This window comes from Nocardia implantans, assembly GCF_035544775.1.
Lineage (GTDB): Bacteria > Actinomycetota > Actinomycetes > Mycobacteriales > Mycobacteriaceae > Nocardia > Nocardia implantans.
Map to the genome: position 1 here is coordinate 92216 of NZ_JAYKYQ010000002.1, position 20738 is coordinate 112953.

At 70.2% G+C, this 20738-nt stretch carries 20 protein-coding genes; 9 read left to right on the top strand and 11 right to left on the bottom strand.

Translation table 11 applies throughout. The features are described from left to right. Nucleotides 1-35 precede the first annotated feature (35 nt). Together glpK (U3653_RS04690) and U3653_RS04695 are read right to left on the bottom strand one after the other, a co-directional pair. Nucleotides 36-1556 (bottom strand): glycerol kinase GlpK, encoded by a 1521-nt coding sequence (glpK, locus tag U3653_RS04690; RefSeq protein ID WP_195077395.1) that lies wholly within the window; start codon nucleotides 1554-1556, stop codon nucleotides 36-38. Nucleotides 1557-1594: 38 nt separating this feature from the next. Continuing rightward, nucleotides 1595-2404 carry an MIP/aquaporin family protein gene (locus U3653_RS04695; protein WP_195077396.1) on the bottom strand — a complete coding sequence of 270 codons (810 nt, stop codon included), beginning with the start codon at nucleotides 2402-2404 and terminating at the stop codon, nucleotides 1595-1597. Between the two features lie 256 nt (nucleotides 2405-2660). On the opposite strand from U3653_RS04695, the gene U3653_RS04700 reads away from it, so the two are divergent. Genes U3653_RS04700 through U3653_RS04710 form a run of 3 tightly spaced genes read left to right on the top strand, consistent with a single transcriptional unit; the run spans nucleotide 2661 to nucleotide 5888 of the window. After that, a complete protein-coding gene (locus tag U3653_RS04700) occupies nucleotides 2661-3425 on the top strand; it encodes an IclR family transcriptional regulator (RefSeq protein ID WP_195077397.1) in 765 nt (254 codons plus the stop codon). Nucleotides 3426-3479: 54 nt separating this feature from the next. Then, the gene (gene glpK / locus U3653_RS04705) at nucleotides 3480-5000 is read left to right on the top strand and encodes a glycerol kinase GlpK (RefSeq protein WP_195077398.1); all 1521 of its coding nucleotides are present in this window, start codon (nucleotides 3480-3482) and stop codon (nucleotides 4998-5000) included. A gap of 48 nt (nucleotides 5001-5048) precedes the next feature. After that, nucleotides 5049-5888 (top strand): DUF72 domain-containing protein, encoded by an 840-nt coding sequence (locus U3653_RS04710; protein WP_323123942.1) that lies wholly within the window; start codon nucleotides 5049-5051, stop codon nucleotides 5886-5888. Nucleotides 5889-5936: 48 nt separating this feature from the next. Here U3653_RS04710 and U3653_RS04715 read toward each other — a convergent pair whose 3' ends face one another. From U3653_RS04715 to U3653_RS04730, 4 genes are all read right to left on the bottom strand, one after another. Next, nucleotides 5937-6485, bottom strand: a complete 549-nt coding sequence (locus U3653_RS04715; RefSeq protein ID WP_195077399.1) for a YceI family protein — start codon at nucleotides 6483-6485, stop codon at nucleotides 5937-5939. 70 nt (nucleotides 6486-6555) lie between these two features. After that, on the bottom strand, nucleotides 6556-7161 hold the full coding sequence (locus U3653_RS04720; RefSeq protein WP_195077400.1) for an FMN reductase: 606 nt from the start codon (nucleotides 7159-7161) through the stop codon (nucleotides 6556-6558). Beyond that, nucleotides 7158-8252 (bottom strand): LLM class flavin-dependent oxidoreductase, encoded by a 1095-nt coding sequence (locus U3653_RS04725; RefSeq protein WP_195077401.1) that lies wholly within the window; start codon nucleotides 8250-8252, stop codon nucleotides 7158-7160. The genes U3653_RS04720 and U3653_RS04725 overlap by 4 nt, the downstream gene beginning before the upstream one ends. A gap of 103 nt (nucleotides 8253-8355) precedes the next feature. After that, entirely contained in the window at nucleotides 8356-9603 is a 1248-nt protein-coding gene (locus U3653_RS04730) for an alpha/beta hydrolase fold domain-containing protein (RefSeq protein WP_195077402.1), read from the bottom strand. 349 nt (nucleotides 9604-9952) lie between these two features. On the opposite strand from U3653_RS04730, the gene U3653_RS04735 reads away from it, so the two are divergent. Then, the gene (locus tag U3653_RS04735) at nucleotides 9953-10321 is read left to right on the top strand and encodes an Rv3235 family protein (protein WP_195077403.1); all 369 of its coding nucleotides are present in this window, start codon (nucleotides 9953-9955) and stop codon (nucleotides 10319-10321) included. 78 nt (nucleotides 10322-10399) lie between these two features. On the opposite strand, the gene U3653_RS04740 is transcribed toward U3653_RS04735, so the two are convergent. Further along, a complete protein-coding gene (locus U3653_RS04740; RefSeq protein WP_323123940.1) occupies nucleotides 10400-10996 on the bottom strand; it encodes a DODA-type extradiol aromatic ring-opening family dioxygenase in 597 nt (198 codons plus the stop codon). Between the two features lie 64 nt (nucleotides 10997-11060). On the opposite strand from U3653_RS04740, the gene U3653_RS04745 reads away from it, so the two are divergent. Beyond that, complete coding sequence (locus U3653_RS04745) at nucleotides 11061-11576, top strand: MarR family winged helix-turn-helix transcriptional regulator (RefSeq protein WP_323123939.1); 516 nt, start codon at nucleotides 11061-11063, stop codon at nucleotides 11574-11576. On the opposite strand, the gene U3653_RS04750 is transcribed toward U3653_RS04745, so the two are convergent. Then, on the bottom strand, nucleotides 11510-12418 hold the full coding sequence (locus U3653_RS04750; protein WP_195077404.1) for a cutinase family protein: 909 nt from the start codon (nucleotides 12416-12418) through the stop codon (nucleotides 11510-11512). The two genes, U3653_RS04745 and U3653_RS04750, sit on opposite strands and share 67 nt — an antisense overlap. A 222-nt stretch (nucleotides 12419-12640) precedes the next feature. Beyond that, nucleotides 12641-13240 carry a TetR/AcrR family transcriptional regulator gene (locus U3653_RS04755; RefSeq protein WP_195077405.1) on the bottom strand — a complete coding sequence of 200 codons (600 nt, stop codon included), beginning with the start codon at nucleotides 13238-13240 and terminating at the stop codon, nucleotides 12641-12643. 106 nt (nucleotides 13241-13346) lie between these two features. Between U3653_RS04755 and U3653_RS04760 the strand changes: the two genes are divergently transcribed. Beyond that, the gene (locus tag U3653_RS04760) at nucleotides 13347-14366 is read left to right on the top strand and encodes a crotonase/enoyl-CoA hydratase family protein (protein ID WP_195077406.1); all 1020 of its coding nucleotides are present in this window, start codon (nucleotides 13347-13349) and stop codon (nucleotides 14364-14366) included. 99 nt (nucleotides 14367-14465) lie between these two features. Here the strand turns inward: U3653_RS04760 and U3653_RS04765 are convergent, their stop codons facing one another. Both U3653_RS04765 and U3653_RS04770 read right to left on the bottom strand, forming a co-directional pair. Beyond that, on the bottom strand, nucleotides 14466-17033 hold the full coding sequence (locus tag U3653_RS04765; protein ID WP_195077407.1) for an MFS transporter: 2568 nt from the start codon (nucleotides 17031-17033) through the stop codon (nucleotides 14466-14468). Between the two features lie 9 nt (nucleotides 17034-17042). Continuing rightward, nucleotides 17043-17540 carry a MarR family winged helix-turn-helix transcriptional regulator gene (locus U3653_RS04770; protein ID WP_067802854.1) on the bottom strand — a complete coding sequence of 166 codons (498 nt, stop codon included), beginning with the start codon at nucleotides 17538-17540 and terminating at the stop codon, nucleotides 17043-17045. A 134-nt stretch (nucleotides 17541-17674) separates the two neighbouring features. Between U3653_RS04770 and U3653_RS04775 the strand changes: the two genes are divergently transcribed. The 3 genes from U3653_RS04775 to U3653_RS04785 all read left to right on the top strand — a co-directional run bounded on the left by U3653_RS04775 (nucleotide 17675) and on the right by U3653_RS04785 (nucleotide 20711). Beyond that, complete coding sequence (locus tag U3653_RS04775) at nucleotides 17675-18484, top strand: APH(3'') family aminoglycoside O-phosphotransferase (protein WP_195077408.1); 810 nt, start codon at nucleotides 17675-17677, stop codon at nucleotides 18482-18484. A 159-nt stretch (nucleotides 18485-18643) separates the two neighbouring features. After that, a complete protein-coding gene (locus U3653_RS04780; protein WP_323123938.1) occupies nucleotides 18644-19318 on the top strand; it encodes a DUF8176 domain-containing protein in 675 nt (224 codons plus the stop codon). 118 nt (nucleotides 19319-19436) lie between these two features. Next, a complete protein-coding gene (locus U3653_RS04785; protein ID WP_195077409.1) occupies nucleotides 19437-20711 on the top strand; it encodes a lipase family protein in 1275 nt (424 codons plus the stop codon). Nucleotides 20712-20738: the final 27 nt, after the last annotated feature.

Here is a 20738-nt window from a genome sequence, read left to right on the forward strand (position 1 = left end):
GTTTCGGTGTTATTCGGATAGGACGGCGTCGCCCCTCATTCGTCGACGTCGATCCAGTCGAGGGTGCGGGCGACGGCCTTCTTCCAGCGCCCGTAGCCACGCTCGCGCTGCTCCGCCGACCAGGTCGGATGCCAGCGCTTGGCTTCGTTCCAGTTCTGTTCCAGCTCGTCGGTGTCGTTCCAGAAGCCGACCGCGAGCCCCGCGGCGTACGCCGCGCCGAGCGCGGTGGTCTCGGCGACCACCGGACGCGACACCGGCACGCCGAGGAAGTCGGCCTGCAACTGCATGCACAGCTCGTTGGCGGTGACGCCGCCGTCCACCCGCAGCACGTCCAGCCGCACGCCGGAGTCGGCCTGCATCGCCTCGACCACGTCGCGGGTCTGGTAGCAGATCGATTCCAGCGTCGCCCGCGCGAGGTGGGCGTTGGTGCTGTAGCGGGACAGGCCGACGATCGCGCCCCGCGCGTCCGAGCGCCAATACGGCGCGAACAACCCGGAGAACGCGGGCACGAAGTACACCCCGCCGTTGTCCTCGGCCTGGCGGGCCAGCGATTCGCTCTGCGCGGCACCGGAGATGATGCCCAGCTGGTCGCGCAGCCACTGCACCGCCGAGCCGGTCACCGCGATGGAGCCTTCCAGCGCGTACACCGGCTTCTGCGCGCCCAACTGATAGGCCACCGTGGTCAGCAGGCCGTGCTGCGAGCGGACGATCTCGGTGCCGGTGTTGAGCAACAGGAAGTTGCCGGTGCCGTAGGTGTTCTTCGCCTCGCCGGGACGGAAGCAGACCTGCCCCACGGTGGCGGCCTGCTGGTCGCCGAGCACGCCCGCCAGCGGGACCGCGCCGCCGAACGGTCCGTCGGCTCGGGTGGTGCCGAACAGGTCCGGGTTCGCCGAGGGGGCGATCCTGGGCAGCATCGCCCGCGGCACCCCGAACACCGACAGCAGTTCGTCGTCCCAGTCCAGGGTCTCCAGGTCCATCAGCATGGTGCGGCTGGCGTTGGTCGGGTCGGTGACGTGCACGCCGCCGTCGACTCCGCCGGTCAGCTGCCACAGCAGCCAGGTGTCGGTGGTGCCGAACAGCGCGTCGCCGCGTTCGGCGTCCTCGGCCACCCCGGGAACGTTTTCCAGGATCCAGCGCAGCTTGCCGCCGGAGAAGTAGGTGGCGGGCGGCAGGCCCGACTTGCGCCGGATGATGTCGCCGTGCCCGGCCCGCTCCAGGTCGGCGGCGATGCGATCGGTGCGGGTGTCCTGCCAGACGATCGCGTTGCAGTACGGCCGCCCGGTCTTGCGGTTCCACACCACCGTGGTCTCGCGCTGGTTGGTGACACCGACCGCGGCCAGGTCGCTCGCGACGAGATCGGCCTTGGTCAGCGTGGTCTGGATGACCGCGCGGGTGCGCTCCCAGATCTCGGTGGGATTGTGCTCCACCCAGCCCGGGCGCGGCAGGATCTGCTCGTGCTCGAGCTGGTGGCGGGCGACCTCGTTGCCACCGTGGTCGAACACCATGAAGCGGGTGCTCGTGGTGCCCTGGTCGATGGCGCCGACGTACTGGCTCATCGCGGTCCTTTCGGGAAACTATTGGACGAGAGAAGGATTCAGAACAGCAACTGCGCGGCGAGTCCGGCCAGCGCGCCGCCCAACAGCGGGCCGAACACCGGCACCCAGGCGTAACCCCAGTCGGAGTCCTTGCCGCGCGATTCGGTGTCGGCCGATTCGGCCGGTGCGGGGGCGCCCGCGCCGACCGGGACCAGGACCGCTTCGGCGTGGGCGGGTTTGCTCACCGGCAGCAGCGCGTGCGCGATGCGCGGACCGAGATCGCGGGCGGGGTTGATGGCGTATCCGGTCGGTCCGCCCAGCGAGGCGCCGATGCCGACGACCAGCAGCGCGGCGGCGGCCGGGCCGAGCCCGCTCGGAGTGTGACCGAAGGTGAGGATCACCAGGACGAGGGTGAACGTGCCGATCACCTCGGTGACGAAGTTCCAGCGCAGGGCGCGAATCGCGGGGCCGGTGGCGAACACCGCGAGCTTCTTCTCCTCGTCGGTCTCGGCGTCGAAGTGGCGCTTGTAGGCCACGTAGGCGACGGTCGCGCCGAGGAACGCGCCGGCGAATTGGCCGCCGAGGTAGGCGAGCGTCGTCGATCCGGAGATCGCGATGCCGGGGGCGAACTCATCGGCGCCGCTGAACAGGATGCCGACGGTGACCGCGGGATTCAGGTGACCGCCGGTCTTGTAGGCGACGTAGACGCCCGCCAGGACGGCGAACCCCCACCCCACGTTGATCAGCAGCCAGCCGCCGTCCAACCCTTTGGATTTCGCCAGCAATACGTTCGCGACCACACCGACCCCGAGGAGCACCAGCACGCCTGTGCCGAGTGCTTCGCTGAGGAAGATCGAGCCGAAGTTCATCGTTGAGCCTCCGTTCGCCCCACAGGTCGCGGACGCGACCGTGCGTGAAACGGAAATTACGGCGGGACGTGGAACCCGGATACCGCTGCCGTTCGACATTGTCGAACGCCTCGACTGGTTGCCGGAAGGCGGCGCCGTTACCGTCCGACCCGCGAGGAGGATGTATGGCGCAGCTCACACTGGGTTTCGATGATGTTGCCCAGGTATTACCAATCGTTCGACATTGTCGAATCACGACGCGGGTAGGTTGTCCGATATGCCGGGTGCGATCCAATCGATCGAGCGGGCGGCGGCCGTGCTGCGGCTGCTGGCCCGTGGTTCCGGGCGGCTCGGCGTCGGCGACATCGCGGGCGCGCTCGATCTGCCGAAGCCGACCGCGCACGGCATCCTGCGCACCCTGCACGGCGTCGGTTTCGTCGAACAGGACCCGGCCACCGGCAAGTACCAACTGGGCGCGGCGCTGCTGCACCTGGGCACCAGCTACCTCGACGCGAACGAGTTGCGCTCCCGCGCGATCAACTGGGCCGACGCACTCGCCGCGCGCACGGGCGAGTCGGTGCGGATCGGTGCGCCGATGGACGGCGCGGTGGTCGTCGTGCATCACGTGTTCCGCCCGGACAACACCCAGCAGGCGCTCGAACTCGGCGAACTGCTGCCGCCGCACGCCACCGCGCTGGGCAAGGTCCTGCTCGCCTACGACACCGACCTGGCCGCCACGACGCGCCGCGCCGAGCTGGCCCCGCTCACGCACCGCACCCTGGTCGACCGCGCCGCGCTCGCCAGGGCGCTCGGCGGCGTCCGGCAGGCCGGATGGGCGGGCGACACCGAGGAATTCCGTACGGGCGAGGCGGGAATCGCGGCGCCGATCCGGGCCCCCGGCGGGCTCGTGGTCGGCGCCATCGGCATCACCGGCGCCGTGGACCGGCTCTGTGACGCCCAGTTGCGGCACCGGCCCGCGCTGGTCGGTCAGGTGCTCGACGCCGCACGGGCGGTGTCGCGTGATCTCGCTGCCGGGGACTGACTTTCGTCCCGGCGGTGACCAGCCGATGCCGAGCAGGAGCAGGAGCAGCCGAGCATGAAGCAGCGTTACGTGCTGGCCATCGACCAGGGCACCACCTCCACGCGGTGCATTCTGTTCGACCAGCGTGCCCGGCTGGTCGGCGTCGCGCAGCGCCCGCACCGGCAGCACTATCCGCGGCCGGGCTGGGCCGAGCAGGACGCGCTGGAGATCTGGCGCAACGTCGAGCGCATCGTGCCGCAGGCCCTGCGGGATTCCGGCGTGACCGCCGACCGGATCGCCGCGCTCGGCATCGCCAATCAGCGCGAGACCACCGTGGTGTGGGACCGCCGCACCGGCACGCCGATCGGGCGCGCGATCGTCTGGCAGGACGTGCGCACCGAGGAACTGGTCCGCGACCTGGAGCGCAAGCCGGGCTCGGAAAGGATTCGCGAGCTGTGCGGCCTACCGCTGGCCAGCTACTTCGCCGCCCCACGGCTGCGCTGGATGCTGGACTCGGTGCCAGGACTGCGCGAGCGCGCCGAGCGCGGCGAAGTGCTGTTCGGCACCATGGAGACCTGGCTGATCTGGAACCTCACCGGTGGCCCCGACGGGGGGCTGCACCGCACCGACGTCACCAACGCCAGCCGCACCCTCCTGCTGAACTTGCGCACCCTCACCTGGGACGACGAACTGCTGGAGTTCTTCGGCATCCCCGCACGCATGCTGCCGCGCATCCAGCCTTCGACCGCGTCCTACGGCAGCACCCGCCGGGTGGTGCCCGGTATCCCGATCGCCGCCGCGCTCGGCGACCAGCACGCGGCGTTGTTCGGCCAGACCTGTTTCGCGCGCGGGGAGACCAAGTGCACCTACGGCACCGGCGGTTTCCTCATGATGAACACCGGGCGTGACCTGGTGCGCTCCGAGCACGGTCTGCTCACCACGATCGGCTACCAGATCGGCCCGGAGCCGGTCTACGCGCTGGAGGGTCCGATCGCGGTCACCGGCTCGCTGGTGCAGTGGGTGCGCGACAACATCGGGCTGGTCACCAGTGCGCCGGAGATCGAGACCCTCGCGCGCACGGTCGAAGACAACGGCGGCTGCTACGTCGTGCCCGCGTTCTCCGGTCTGTACGCGCCGCATTGGCGCAGCGACGCGCGGGGCCTCATCGCCGGACTGACCTCCTACATCACCAAGGGCCACATCGCACGCGCCGTGCTGGAGGCCACCGCCTGGCAGACCCGCGACGTGGTGGAGGCGATGAACGCCGACTCCGGCCTGCAAGCGGCGGCACTGCGCGTCGACGGCGGGATGACCTCGAACAACCTGCTCATGCAGATCGTGGCCGACGTCTTGGACGTGCCGGTGTCGCGTCCGTTCGTCGCCGAGACGGTCTCGCTGGGCGCGGCGTACGCCGCGGGGCTTGCCGTGGGATATTGGCCCGACCTGGAAGGCTTGCGCAACAACTGGCGCCTTGCCGCCCAATGGGTTCCGCGGATGGACCCGCAGCTGCGCGAGGACGAGTACGAGAACTGGAGACGCGCGGTGGAGTTGACGTTCGGCTGGGTGCGGTCGAGGAATCGGGCGGCGCGGCGGTGAGTTCGGCGACCGGTCGCCGTGTCGGGGGCGTGGGTTAGCGTCGAAAGCATGCGGCTTCACGTGGGATGTGCGATGTGGGCGCACGCGGCCTGGCAGGAACGGCAGCTCTCCGCAGGGGAGCGGCTGCGCTGGTACGCCACGTGGTGCAACGCGGTCGAAGGCAATACGACGTTCTATGCCACGCCGTCGCGGCGAACGGTCGAATCCTGGGCGGGGCAAAGCGATCCCACGTTCCGATTCGTGCTCAAGTTGCCCAAGCCGATCACCCACGAACGCAGGCTGACCGGCGTCGAGGAGCAGCTGCGGTCCTTCCTCGCCGCGATGGAGCCGCTCGGCGAACGCATCCACGCCCTGTGGGTGCAGTTGCCCGGTTCGTTCGGACCCACCGATCTCGGTGTGCTGGCCGGGTTCCTGCGACAACTACCGCGCACCTACCGGGCCGCCGTCGAGGTACGGCACCCCGCGTTCTTCGAAGACGAGCAGGCGGCGCGCAGGCTGGAATACGTGCTGTCCAGGGTCGGCGCCGAATGGGTGCCGTTCGACACCACAGTGCTTTTCGACGGTCCGCCCACCAGCGCGGCGGAACAGGAAGCGGCCGCGAAGAAGCCGCGGGTGCGCCGCCGGATGCGGGCGCTGACCGAATACCCGATCGTGCGGTACCACGGCCGCGACGACGTCCGGCGCACCGTCGAGGGCTGGCGGCCGTGGGTCGGCACGGTCGCCGAGTGGCTGCGGGAAGGCCGCTCGCCCACGGTGTTCCTGCACACGCCGGACAACGCGGGCTCGCTGGAGCTGGCCCGCCGTTTCCACGACGAGGTCAGAGCCAGGCTGCCCGAGCTGGAACCCCTGCCGCAGCCGGCCGCCGCCGAGCCGATGACGCTCTTCTGACCGAAAACGCCTCCCGCGCCGGCATCCGAGCGCGGGAGGCGCCGGGGATCAGGCCTGCAGGCCGACCTCGACCTCCAGGGTGAGGGTGATCTTGTCGCCGATCACCGCGCCGCCGTCGGGCAGCGGCATGTCGATGGTGATGCCGAAGTCGCGGCGGTTGATCACGGTCTTGGCCTCGAAGCCCGCGACCGGCCCGTTGCCCATGCCCGGGTTGACGCCGAGGAACTCCACGTCGAGCGATACCGGCTTGGTGACGCCGCGAATGGTGAATTCGCCGTCCACCACGAAATCGTCGCCGTTCACCCGGAAACCGGTGGACTTGAACGTCGCCACCGGGAACTGCTCGGCCTGGAAGAAATCCGCGGTGCGCAGGTGGGCGTCGCGCTGTTCGTTGTCGGTGGTGACCGAGTCGACCCGGATCTCGGCCTCGGCCGAGGCGCTGCCGTCCTCGCCGATCACCAGCTTGCCGGAGAAGTCGGTGAAGCGCCCGCGCACCTTGCTGACCATCAGGTGGCGCACCGAGAAGCCGAGGGTGGAGTGGGCGGGGTCGATGGCCCAGGTGCCTGCGGTCAGCGCGTTGGTGGTTCCGGTCGACATGTCGTGCTCCTTGTTGGTTGAGAAATGAACTAGTTGCGGGTGTGGGTGGGGCGGATCGGTCGGAAGAAGATCAGTGCGTGCCGAGCAACTGTGCGAACGGCACCGGGTCCTCGTACGGATCGGCGGCACGCGGTCGCGGCCGCTTGGTCAGCTGAGCGGCGAATTCCGCTGCGGCGCGCTCGATTCGGGAACTCAATCCCTGCGCTGTCGCGGACGCCCAGTCTTCGGAGGCGGCGTAGACGGCGGTGGGCGTGACCACCGCGCGCAGGTAGCTGAACATCGGTCGCAGGGCGTGTTCCAACGCGAGGGAGTGGCGCGCCGAGCCGCCGGTCGCGCCGAGCAGCACCGGCATCCCGGCCAGCGCGTCCGGGTCGAGCACGTCGAAGAACGTCTTGAACAGGCCGCTGTAGGAGGCGTTGAAGATCGGCGTGACGGCGATCAGGCCGTCGGCGCCGGTCACGGTGTCGATCGTCGCTCGCAACCCGGTCGGCGCGAATCCGGTCAGCAGGTTGTCGGCCAGATCCCTGGCGTGCTCGCGCACTTCGACCACGTCGACGGTCACGTCCGCGCCGGACGCGGACAGCGCGGCGCCGGTCGCCGCGGCGAGCCGATCGGCCAGCAATCGGGTCGACGAGGGCTGCGACAGGCCGGCGGATACGACGGCGATGCGGGTCATCGGGTCGCCTCCACGGCGGCGTCGCGGGCGGCGACCAGGCTCGCGTGCGTCGGAGCGTCCGGCACGTGCGCCGGGCGCAGGGCCGCGAATTCCTTGCGCAGCACCGGCACCACTTCCTCGCCGAGCAGGTCGAGCTGCTCCAGCACGGTCTTCAGCGGAAGGCCCGCGTGATCCATCAGGAACAGCTGGCGCTGGTAGTCGCCGAACGTCTCGCGGAAGGTGAGCGTCTTGTCGATGACCTGCTGCGGGCTGCCCACGGTGAGCGGAGTCTGCTCGGTGAACTCTTCCAGCGACGGGCCGTGCCCGTACACCGGCGCGTTGTCGAAGTAGGGGCGGAACTCACGCACCGCGTCCTGAGAGTTCTTGCGCATGAACACCTGTCCGCCCAGGCCGACGATCGCCTGATCGGCGGAGCCGTGGCCGTAGTGCTCATAGCGCTGCCGGTACAGCCCGATCAGCCGCTGGAAGTGCTCCTTCGGCCAGAAGATGTTGTTGGCGAAGAAGCCGTCACCGTAGTAGGCCGCCTGCTCGGCGATCTCGGGGCTGCGGATCGAGCCGTGCCAGACGAACGGCGGGACGTCGTCCAGCGGACGCGGGGTCGAGGTGAACGACTGCAAGGGCGTGCGGAACTTGCCTTCCCAGTCGACCACGTCTTCGCGCCAGAGCCGGTGCAACAGGTGGTAGTTCTCGATCGCCAGGGCGATGCCGTCGCGGATGTCCTTGCCGAACCACGGGTAGACCGGCCCGGTGTTGCCGCGACCGAGCATGAGGTCGACGCGCCCCTCGGCCAGGTGCTGCAACATCGCGAAGTCCTCGGCGATCTTCACCGGATCGTTCGTGGTGATCAGGGTCGTCGCGGTGGAGAGCTGGAGCCGCTCGGTCCGCGCCGCGATGTAGCCGAGCATGGTCGTCGGTGACGACGGCACGAACGGCCGGTTGTGGTGCTCGCCGGTGGCGAACACGTCCAGCCCGACCTCCTCGGCCTTGCGCGCGATCGTCACCATGGCGGTGATGCGCTCGTGCTCACTCGGCGTCCGGCCGGTCGTGGGGTCGGTCGTCACATCGCCGACCGTGAAGATTCCGAACTGCACGACGCCTCCTTCGTTCTTCAGTCTGACTCAATTTGGTGGATATGGCAACCAAAAGAACCGGATGGCGTGCGCCGGTATTCCCCGCCCGTCGGTGTGGCGTGGGTTACGGCAGGTATTCCGCCAGCCAGGTCTTGGTGAGTTCGCGCGTGACCTGCGCGCCGGTGTCGAGTTCGGTGGTGCCGAAGGCGTGTTCCAGGAAGGGCAGCTCGACGTAGCGCTGCGGGACGCCCGCGGTCTCCAGCGCGGCGGCGTAGGCCGCGGTGTGCTCGGCGAGCACCAAGTGATCGCTCGCCCCCTGGATCAACAGGGTGGGCGGGGAGGCCCTGGTGACGTGCGGAGCGGAGCTCGTCGCGGTGTAGCGCTCGGGGTACTGCTCGGGCGTGCCGCCGAGGTACTGCCGCGCCGCGTCGACGCCGAGGGCGGTCTCGGTGCCGGACGCGACGAGATCGACCGCCGGATACAGCGCGATCGCGGCGCGCACCCGCGGCAGCTCCGCGGCGCTGCCGCAGCTGGGCCGCAAGGCGCCCGCGTTGATCTTGTCGGCGACATTGACGGCCAGATTGCCGCCCGCGGATTCGCCGAAGGTGGCGACCCGCCGCATGTCCCAGTTGTACCGCTGCGCGTTCGCGGCGGCCCAGATCAGTGCGCAGGCGACGTCGGCGTCCGCGGTGTCCCAGCGGTGGTCGGCGGCGCCGGAGAGCCGGTAGTCGACGTCGATGACGGCGTATCCGTTGCCGGCCAGCCACGAGGTGTAGGCGTCGGTGCCGCGGCTGCCGGTGACGAACGCGCCGCCGTGAATGCTCACCACCAGCGGTGCGGGTGCCGATCCCGGTGCGGGCAGGTACAGATCCGCTTCGATCGGCTGCCCGTCGAGGGTCGCGTAGGTGACGGTCTCGTCGGGCGGGTCGCCGACCGCGCGGAACGGGACGGCCGGAGCGAACGGAACCCAGACGCCCGCCGCGTCGTGCGCCGCGAACACCAGCGTCGCGCTGGTCGCGACCGACAGCGCCAGCCCGGCGACGGCCACGCCGGTCACCGTGCCCGCCAGCCGCCTTCCCCGCTCGCCCGAGCGAAGCGCCGCCAGCGCGAGCCCGGTCACGACCACGGCGAGCGCCATGTTCCACGAGCCCAGCGCGTCACGGACCGCGCCGAGCAAGAGCACCGCCGACTGCGCGATCGCGTTGCCCAGCAGCGGCATCGTCCAGGAAACCGGCAGGATCGCGAGCACTTGACCGAGCGCGAGATACACCGCGAGCGCTCCGGCGAGAACCAGCAGCGCGAGGCGGGCCGGGCGACGCGAGGTCGCGGGCTTTCCGGGAACGGCCACATCCGCTCCTCGCTCGTCGGTCATCCAGGTCTCCGCTTTCCGGTCGGGACTGCCTGCCCCTCCAACCTAGGTCGGTCTTCGTGCGCGCCGGATCCGGGTGTCGCTGTGTCCGACGGAATCGGGTAGCCGACTACGCGCGATTTCCGGTGGCCCGCCCGCAGAATCGGTCGCCACAGGATCTCGACCATCGGGTTTCGAAGGGATTGGCATGGCTGGTTATCACGATTGGTTGGCGCCCGCTCCGAATCCGGAGCCCCCCTTGGACAGCAGCGGGCGCGCCGAGGCACGCGCTCCCGAACCCGTCCGGGCGCTACCGTGCCGCGCGCGGCCGCGCGCCGGTTCGGGCCCGGCGAGTGCCGGGGTGCGCCGCGCGGTGCGGGGAAGTCATGCGTCCGCGGCGCGGGCGGGGGACGAAATCGGATCGTCCGCACGGCGGTTCGCCGAGTCGGCGGTGCGCATCGCCCTCGAGGTGTTCGACCGCAGGAGACCCGTGCCGCAACTGGCCGTGGTCGCCGACGCCACGGTCGTCGCCGCGGTGCGCACGTTGCTCGACGCCGGTCTCGTGCCGGGTCGCGGCCTCGGCGTCGCGGTGCCGATCCGGGTGAGCGTGGTGCTCGTCGACGCGAGGACCGCCGAGATCTTCGCCGCTTACGCGCGCGGCGGACGCCGCTTCGCGTTTGCCGGGCGCATCGTGCGCGGCCGCTCGGCCGGCTGGCGGCTGACAGCGCTGCGCATCCGGTGACGCCGTGCGCGGCGGTACGCACCACCGCCGCGCTCACCAGCGGGACGACTTGCATACCGCGGAGGCGGGGATCGGCGGTCAGCCGAGCTGGACGATCGTCGCGCCATGTCGAACCAGTAGCCGTCGATGACGGTGCGCAGCGTTCCGAGGTCCTCCTCGCCCGCGCCGAGCGCGACGAACAGCGGTGCGAAGTGCTCGGCACGCGGGTGGGTCAGGCGGTCGGCGGGCGCCTTGCGCTCGAAATCGAGCAGCGCGTCCACCATCGCACGCGGCCAGCGCCTCGCCGCCCCAGGCATCGAATTCGGCGGTGAAGGAGTGCGCCTGCTCGTCGTCGGACGTCATCGCGCGCAGGTTGTGGGTGAAGAAACCGCTGCCGACGATCAGCACGCCCTGCTCGCGCAGCGGCGCCAGTTTCCGGCCGATGTCCAGCAGCGCCCTCGGGTCCAGCGTCGGCATGGACAGTTGCAGCACCGGCACGTCGGCGTCCGGGTACATCTGTCTCAGCGGCACGTAGGCGCCGTGGTCGAGGCCGCGCTCCGGCACGTCGGCCACGGCGACGCCGGGTCCGCGCAACAGGTCTCGCACGCTCTCGGCCGGCTCCGGCGCACCCGGCGCGGGATAGCGCACCTGGTAGTAGCGCTCGGGGAAGCCCCAGAAGTCGTAGACCAGCGGCACCGTCTCGGTGGCGCCGAGCGCGATGGGTGCGGCTTCCCCGTGCGCGGAGACAATCGGTGGAGGCGTGGAGACCAGGTGGCTGAACGCGCGTGAGACGCAGGTGTGGCACAGCTTCCTCGCGGCGGGCGCGCTGGTCGGCCGTGAGGTGGAACGGCAGCTCGAGCGGGAAGGGTTGTCGCACACGCAATACGAGGTGCTGGTGCGGCTCGCCGACGCGCAGGAGGGCCGCCTGCGGATGACCGAACTGGCCGACGCGCTCTACACCTCGAAAAGCGGGCTGACCTACCAGGTGACCCAGCTGGAGAAGGCCGGATTGCTGATGCGCGAGACCTGCCCTACCGACGTGCGCGGCGTCATCGCCGTGCTCACCGCCGCGGGCCGGGAACGGCTGGCGCAGATCGCCGGAGCATGTCGCGACCGTTCGCCGAGTCGTCGTCGACGTGCTCAGTGCCGGGCAGCAGACCGCCGTCGCGGAAGGGCTCGGCGAGGTCGCGCGCCGGCTCGCCCCCTGACTCAGGCCAGCGACGCGAGCCAGTCGTGCATCCACGTCAGCGCGGTCGCCCTGCCGTCGACGCGGTAGCTGCCGTAGGCGGTGTGCGCCTCGGAGCGGTAGAACTCGTCGAGCAGCCGGGCGCGTTCCTGGTTCGCCGACTCGGACAATTGGCTCTGCAGCAAGGGGATTCCGCCGTTGGACATCAGATCGCCGACGATGGCGCCCATTTCCAGCTGGTAGCGCCAGAGATCGGCGGGATCGGGATGGGACGTCTGGGCCAGGAAACCGGCGAAGCGGGTCACGAAATCGTCCGAGGCCGTGGCGCAGTACAGGTCGCCGACCGCGCAGATGGTGCGGGTCTGCGGGGTGACCCAGCCGAAGCCGCCGATGCGGGGACCGCCCGCCCCCGCGCCGCCCACCGGCGGACCCACCAGCGCGTCGGTGGGGGAGCGGCGCGGGTCGGAGATGAGCCCGACCGCCGCGATGCGCTGCGGCGGCACGACGCCGAGCCCGGTGCCGATCTCGGCGGCGAGATCGCCCGCGGCGTCGGCGCCCTGGCTGTAGCCGAGCAATGCGATCTTGGTCGCGCCGCACGCCCTGGCCATCGCCCCGATCATGCCGCGCGCGTTGTCGACGGCCTCGCGTTTGGAAGCGCCGTAAACCTCGCTCTCCCAGGGGAAAGCGGTCGCGGCGTAGCTGACGTAGTCCACCCGCACCGAGGGCGGCAGTCCGTTGGTGACTCCGGCCAGCATGCCAGGGCCGGGGCGCTCGCCGTCCGGCCGATCGGTGGTCTCCCAGGTGCCAGGGATGGCCACCACGTACATGCTCGGGCACTCGGGCTCGGCGACGGCGGGCCCGCTGCCCGTTCCGACGCACGACAGCGCCATCACCGTGAAACCGATGGCCGCCGAGATCAACTTCGATCGCATGGCGTTTGCTCCTGGTAGTACAGGCGCCGCAGGCGCTCCCCGGCAGGAATCGGCCTCCGCCGGGCGCCGTGCGGTGGTCGAACCCGGCCCCGTCGAAGGCTGCATTGAGACTCGATGGTCTCAAAGTGCAGCCAGGATAGCGAGACTGTGTGAGACAGCACAATCCAGACTGTAAGTGATGCACATCACACTCGATTCGACTGTGCCGACGCTCCCGGATTGCTAAGTGTCCTGGGCGAGTAGGACCGCCATGGCCTGCGCCCATCGGTCGATGGTTGCCCTCGCGGCGCGCTCGGAGGTGCGCAGCGGGCGGGACATGGCGGTGCCGCGCAGTATCGCGATGGTGAGATCGCGGACGGCCGGATAACCCGGATGGGCGATGAGCTCCGGCCCGAACAGCCCGTCCACCACGCGCCGTAAGTCGCGCCCGGCCGCGCGTTCGGCCGCGCGCAACGCCTCGGCAAGCGCCGGATCGGTCCGCGCGGCCGTCCAGAGTTCGAACTCGGCTTGCGCGGCCGGCCGCGCCATCGACTCGTACAGGGCGGTCAAGGCCCGCAGCACCGGATCGGCCCCCTCGCCGAGTCCGGCCGCGACCTCGCGCACCGCCGCTTCGTTGCGCGCGACCAAATGGCCGACCAATGCGGTGATCAGCGCGCCGAACGTCGGGAAGTGGTGCAGCAGCGCTCCGCGGCTGACTCGCGCGGCGCGCTGCACGGACAGGGTGGACAGCGCCCGGTAGCCCTGTTCGGCCAGCAGGTCGGCGGCGGCGTCGAGGATGCGGGCGCGGGTCGCCCGCTTCTGCTCCTCGCGTAGTCCGGCCATTCCCCGGCTCCCTTCGTCGGCGCGGCATTTCACAGTCAATATTGACTGTGAAACCACGGTTGCGCCAGACTGCGGGGACGGGTTCCGCAGCGTCGAAGGGAAAGCGATGACCGACAGTGACATCCAGGCCGATGGCGGCGCGGGCGCGTGGTATCGCGGGTGGACCGAGCAGCCGGACTCGCCGTGGGCCGGACGCCCCGACCCGGACGACGCACGCGAGTACCGGACGCTGACCTACGAGCGGGACGGCCGCATCGCCCGCATCACCTTCGACCGGCCGGAGAAGGGCAACGCGATCACACCCGACACGCCGAACGACCTCGCGCACGCGGTGGAACGCGCGGATCTGGACCCGCGGGTGCACGTGATCCTGTTGTCCGGGCGCGGCAAGGGATTCTGCGGCGGATACGACCTGAGCCTGTTCGCCGAGCAGAGTTTCGCGGTGGCGGGCGGCCCCGGCGACGCGGCGGGGACGGTCGTCGATCCGGTGGTGCAGGGCCGCAATCACGACCCGGCGCGCACCTGGGACCCGATGATCGACTACGCGATGATGAGCCGGTTCAATCGCGGTTTCGCCAGCCTGATGCAGGCGAACAAGCCGACCGTGGCCAAAGTGCACGGCTTCGCCGTGGCGGGCGGCAGCGACATCGCTCTGTTCGCCGATCAGATCATCTGCGCCGACGACGCCAAGATCGGCTATCCGCCCACCAGGGTCTGGGGCGTCCCCGCCGCGGGCATGTGGGCGCACCGCCTCGGCGACCAGCGCGCCAAGCGCCTGCTGTTCACCGGCGACTGCCTCACCGGCAGGCAAGCGGTGGAATGGGGCCTGGCGATCGAATCCTGGCCCGCCGACGAACTCGACGCGCGCACCGAGGAATTCGTCGCGCGGATCGCGCGGATGCCGGTCAACCAGCTGATGATGGCCAAATTGGCGCTCAACTCGGCACTGTACGCCCAGGGCGTGGCGAACTCCGGCATGATCAGCACGGTCTTCGACGGCATCGCCCGGCATACCACCGAGGGTTACGCCTTCCAGACCCGCGCCGCCACCGCCGGTTTCCGCGCGGCGGTCCGGGAACGCGACGAACCGTTCGGCGACCACAAACGCGACCGGTCCGAGGGATGACACCCTGCTGAGACGTCCGAACTTCGGATCAACGGGCGCGAACGGCGAGGGGCGGTGGTCGGGTGACCACCGCCCCTCGCGCGTACTCGGCAGAATCCGTCAGCGGACGGGCGGGACCTTCCCGGTCGCCTCGTCCTCGATGTCGTAGCTCAGCCGCACATCGTGGGCCACCTCGCCGCCGCTCACCGTGATCCGGCTGGTGACCGCGGGGTAGCCGCGTGCGACGACGGTGTAGTCGCCTTCGGCGAGATCCGTGACGACATAGCGGCCGTTCTCGTCGGTGCGCGTCGTCGCGGTCAGGACGCCCGCCGCGTCGAGCACGCTGATCTGCACGTCCGCGGCCGCACGGCCGCCGTCCGACCACGCCGACCCGGCCAGCACCGCCATCGGCGTGAGATCGATGTCGTGGTGCAACAACCCGCTGTCCGGCACGGTCAGCGCGGACGCGCTCGGACGCATGTGCTCGGCGACCGCGACGACGGTGTAGGTGCCCGGCACCACGCCGTGGCACACGTAGCCGCCGTCGGCGGCCGCGGTCGCGGATCCGACGACCTCGCCGTCCAGGTCGGTCAGCGTGATGGTCGCGCCGGGCAGCGGCTCGCCGAGAGTGCTCGACCGGACCACGCCGGAGACCTCGCCGGAGCCCAGCAAGGTGATGTCGCATTGCTGCGGCCGGTCTGCGACGGTCACGTTCACCGCGGCGGGCTGATGCCCGGCGGCCGACACGATCAGCACGTAACTGCCCGCATCGGGCGCGCCGACGAGGTAACTGCCGTCCGCGCCGCCGCTCGTGCGCGCGGCCTGCCGCCCCTGATGGTCGATCAGCGTCAACGCGGCAGCCTGCACCGGCCTGCCGTCCTCGCGATGGACATAGCCGCTGAGCGAACGGCCTTCGTACTCGGCGCCGTCGAAACTCGCTCGCGGCTCGCGCAGGTATGCGCCGTTGCCCGCGGCATCACTCGAGCCGTAGCCGCCCGCGGCTGCGGCGAGCACCGGTTCCGGCTCCGACAGCGCCTGCGCGGCGCCCTCCCACACCTGATCCGCGTCCCAGTGCGACTCGGCGGCGCCGGTCTTCTCGACCGGCGTCTGCGCGACCGGCGCCGGAGCGTCCTGGAGCGGAATCTCCTTCATGAACATCAGCACCACGCAGGCCAGCAGCGCGACCCCGCCCGCCGCGTAGAACACGCCGTGCATGGAGTCGGTGAAGCCGGTGAGGATCGGCACCTTCAGCGCGTCGGGCAGCGCCGCGATGCCGCTGGTGTTGGACTGCATGCCGCTGAGCTGATCGGCGCCGAACCCGGGCGGCAGCGCGCCGCCGAACGCGTCGGTGATCCGGTGCGGCAGCAGGTTGAACAGGATGGTCAGGAACACCGCGACGCCGAGCGTGCCGCCCATCTGCCGGAAGAACGTGGCCGACGCGGTGGAAACTCCCATGTCCGAGCGCGGCCCGGCGTTCTGCGCGGCGATGATCAGCGTCTGCATACAGCAGCCGAGCCCGAGCCCGATCAGTCCGCCGATCGCCAGCGGCTGCCACAGCGGGCTGTCGTACTGCACTTGCGCGTACAGGACCGCGCCGACCGCGACGATGAACGTGCCCGTCACCGGCAGGATCTTGTAGCGGCCCGTGCGCTTGGTGATCCGCCCGGCCGCCTGGGAACCGATCGTGATGCCCAGCACCAGCGGCAACATCAGCAGGCCCGCCTTCGTGGGTGAATAGCCCCGCACCACCTGGAAGTACTGCGGCACCATGGTGATCGCGCCGAACATCGCGACGCCGACGATGAACCCGCCCGCGATGGTGACGCTGAAGGTGGAGTTCTTGAACAGCCGCAGCGGAATCAGCGCCGAGTCCTTCATCAGGAACTCGACCGAGACGAACAGCAGCAGGCCCGCCGCCCCGATGCCGTAGCAGAGCAGCGACCGGTGCGACGACCAGCCCCAGTGCCGTCCTTGCTCGGCGACGATCAGCAACGGAACGACGCAGATCGTCAGCGTCAGCGCGCCGAACCAGTCGATCCGGTGGCGCTGGCGCTGGTGCGGCACGTTGAGCACCTTGGCCACCACGAGCAGCGCGAGCAGGCCGACCGGGACGTTCACCAGGAACACCCACCGCCAGCCTTCGATGCCGCCGAGTTCCTCGTAGTCGGAGAAGAAACCGCCGAGCACCGGGCCGAGCACCGTCGCCGTGCCGAACACCATCATGAAATAGCCCTGGTAGCGCACCCGTTCGCGGACCGGGACGATGTCGCCGATGATGGTGAACGCCAGCGACATCAGCCCGCCCGCGCCCAAGCCCTGGAACGCGCGGAATGCCGCGAGCTGGTACATCGAGGTGGCGAAGGTGCAGGCCACCGAGCCGATGACGAACAGCCCGATCGCCGTGAGATAGAAGGGCTTGCGGCCGTAGATGTCGGCCAGTTTGCCGTACAGCGGCGTGGTGATCGTCGCGGTGATCAGGTAAGCGGTGGTCGCCCATGCCTGTTCGTCGAAGCCGTGCAGGCTGTTGGCGATCTTGACGATCGCGACGCTGACGATGTTCTGGTCGAGCGCGGCCAGGAACATGCCGAGCAGCAACCCGGACAGGATGGTCAGGATCTGCCGGTGCGACAGTGACGTGTCCGCGGCTGCGTCCGGGTTCCGCGGAGCCCGGGTGGTGGAAGTCGTCATGAATGAGCCCTATTTCGGATCGGCTGGGTGTCGGGTGGTGGTCTCTATTCCTGCGGTGAGCCGGTCGAGCAGCGCGGTCAAGGTGTCGCGGTCCGGTGCGGGCCAGTCGGCCAGGATGCCGGCCAGCCATCGGTTGCGCTGCGCGCGATTCTCCTCGAAGACACGAACGCCCTCCGCGGTGGCGGCGAGCACGCACGCGCGGCCGTCGACCGGGTCGGCCCGGCGCTCGACCAGGCCGTGCGCCACGAGTTGTCTGCTCTGTCTGCTGATGGTGGACGCCTCGGCGTGCAGCAGTTCGGCGAGCCTGCCCGCGCGCTGCGGTCCGTCGTGCACGAGCGAGAACAGCACGGTGTAGGCGAGTCGCTCCAGCCCGTCCGGTCCCGGCCGGACAGGTTGCCATTTCGCCCGGTTGACCGCGCGCATGAACCGGACCAGCCGCTGACCGAGTTCGTCGGCGGCCGCTAGTTCGGCCGCCGTGATCTCGTGCTCGCGAGCGGTTGCGGACATGACACTCACCTCGACGTTCCCCACCGGCAAATTGATTAGCAACTACAACTAGTTGCTTTAAGCAACTATACCTCCCGGTTGCCGGAGGTCTGCGAGGTGGGTCACGCTGCCCTCGCGTTGCTACCGTCGATGGCGTGTCCGAGTCGCTTCTTCGCTTCCGTGCCGCCTTGCCGTCCGATTGCCGCTGGGAGCCGGTCGGCGGCGGAGCGTCCGGCGCCGAGGTGTTCCGGTCCGAAGACGCGTCCCGCTACGCCAAGTGTGTCGACGCCGGACAGATCGCCGCCCTCGCGCTGGAGCGGGACAAGGTCGCCTGGCTCGACGGCCACGAAATCCCCGGCCCCGAGGTGCTGGACTGGCGGGCCGACGATAACGCAGCCTGCCTGGTCACCAGCGCCGTCCGCGGCGTGCCCGCCGACACTGTCTGCGCGCAGACGCTCACCCGCGCCTGGGAATCCATCGCGGACGCGGTGCGACGCCTGCACGATGTGCCCACCGAGGAGTGCCCGTTCGATCGTGGCCTGGCACGCATGTTCGCCATGGCCCAGGACGTGGTGGTGCGGGGCGCGGTGCACACCGAATTCCTCCCGGAGGAACAGCAGGACATTCCGCCCACCGTCCTGCTCACCAGGCTGGCCGGTGAGCTGGAGCCGAGGATGACCACGGAGTTCGCCGAAGCCGTTGTGTGCCAGGGCGATCTGTGCCTGCCCAACATCATCCTCGATCCCGAAACGCACACCGTCGCCGGTTTCGTCGACCTCGGGCGGCTCGGCATCGCCGACCCGTACGCCGATATCGCCCTGCTGCTGGCCAACTCCAGGGAGTCGTGGCAGGACGAGCAGCGCGCCGCGCACGCCGACCGAATCTTCGCCGAACGCTACGGCATCGATCTCGACCGCGATCGTCAGCGCTTCTTCCTCCATCTGGATCCGCTGACCTGGGGGTAGCTCGATCAGGGGAACCGCCCTCCGGCATTTCGGCCTTGTCTGTTGAGCATTCGACCGACAGAATCCGGAGAAATATGCAATGTTGTTATTGCGCAACGGCATTGAGAGGGAACCCACGGCGGCCGAATAGGCGCCGGTAAAAGGGGGTGCGGCGAGATCATGTCGTCGAACACGTCCGAGCCCGGCGGCCGACGCGCCCGCCGAGGCCAGGTCAGGGCCGAACGCGTGCCCACGTGGCCAGGGATGATCTCCGCCCACGAGCCACCGCCGCGCAGGGAACGCGACCGGCGCCGGGCCCACCGCGCTCGGCGCCGTGCTCGGCGTGGCGCGCGCCGCGCCTGGCTGGTCGGCGGCGCCGCATCGGCCGCCTCGCTCGCCGCCGCCGCGCTGGTGCTGGTCTACACCGATGCCGCCTCCGCGCCGCGGCAGTCGGCCACGGTGGCCGACCCGGTCCTCGGCGGCGGGCCCGGTTGCGAGCCGACGCGTGGCGCGCAGTTGGTGCGCGGCAACGGAACCGGCTCCACCGCGTCGGGCCCGGATGTGATCCTGGCCTTCCAGCACGCCTATTACGTGACCCGGTCGGGAGCGGTGGCGCGGTCGCTGACGCTGCCGGACGCCGTGGTGCCACCGGTCGCCGTGATCGACGCGGGCATCGCTTCCGTTCCCACCGGGACGCAGCACTGCGTCATGATCACCCCCATGCTGGACGGACGTTACGACGTGGTCATCACCGAGCTGCGCCCCGACGCGACCAGCCGCACCTACCGTCAGTTCGTCACCGTGGTCACCGCCGACGACGAGTCCACCATCAGCAAGATCACCGCACCGAACTGAGCGCGGTACTCCCGATGCGCCGTTCGGGCGCGGGGACTTTGGCTACGATGCCACTGCCGGAGCGGTCGATCGGCGCGAAACGCAGTGCGGAAGCGGTCGAGCCAAGGGGAGGTCGTCGATGGTGTTCACACGGTGCTGCGCGGTTGTCGGAACGGCTCTCTCGGTGCTGCTGGCGGCACCGGGCCCGCCGGCGCAGGCGGAGCCGGATGTCCCGGTGGTGACGGATCCGCCGCCGCCGGAGCAAGACCCCTTCTATCGGCCGCCCGCCGAGCTGGTCGGCTCCCAACGGCTCGGCGGGATTCTCGCCGCCCGGCCGATCACCGTCGCCGACCAGCTGCCCGCGGGGCTGGACACCGAGGCATGGCAGATCTCCTATCGGTCGAACAACAGCGCCGACCAGCCGATCGCCGCCGTCGCGACGTTGCTGAAACCGCGTGCGGCGAACGGGAAGCTGGTGTCGCTGCACGCCGCCGAGGATTCCACCGGGCTGTTCTGCGCGCCGTCCTATACGGTGCGTCGGTCGATGCCGGCCGGTCTGCTGGACGGGCAGATCGATCAGTTGCGTAGCGCTCCCGCGCTGTTGGCGCAGGGGTGGACGGTCGTGGTGCCGGATCATCAAGGGCCGAACTCGGCGTTCGCCCACGGCCCGCTGGCCGCGCGGATAGCACTGGACGGCATTCGCGCCGCACAGCGGTTCGGTCCGGCGGGACTGCCGGGACCGGACACCCAGGTGGCGATGTGGGGCTATTCCGGGGGCTCGGTTCCCACGCTGCACGGCGCCGAGCTGCGCAGCTCCTACGCGCCGGAGTTGCATCTCGTCGGCGTCGTCTCCGGCGGTACCGACGTCGACCTCGAGGCCTTGTCGCTGGCGGCGAACAAGGGGCCGGGCGCTGGCCTGGTCGCGGCCGCCGTCATCGGTCTCGCTCGCGAGGAACCGGAACTGGACGCCTACCTGCGGGCGAACGCCACGCCGCTGGGACGGCGGTTGCTGGAGGCGAAGGACAACGGGTGCGTGCTGTACCAAGCCGCGACGGAGCCGTTCCTCGACATCGACAGCCTGGTCCACGGCGGTCTGCTGCGCACGCCGGTGCTGCGCGCGGTCTTCGAGCGCACCAGAATGGGCAAGTCGGCGCCCGACGCCCCGGTCTTCCTCTACCACGCGACCGCGGACTGGCTCGTCCCGATCGGTCCCGCCGACGCGCTCGCCGCCACCTATTGCCGCGACCCCGCCGCGCGCGTCACCTACATCCGTGACCACGCGAGCGAACACCTGACCCTCAACACCCTCGCCGAGCCGAGCGTGCTCGCCTGGCTGCGCGACCGATTCGCGGGGGTGCCGGTCGAGCAGGGCTGCTCGGTCAGGGATATGGGGTCCATCGTGCTCGGACGATGACGCGGGCTGTGCAGTCGGCGTGGAAGC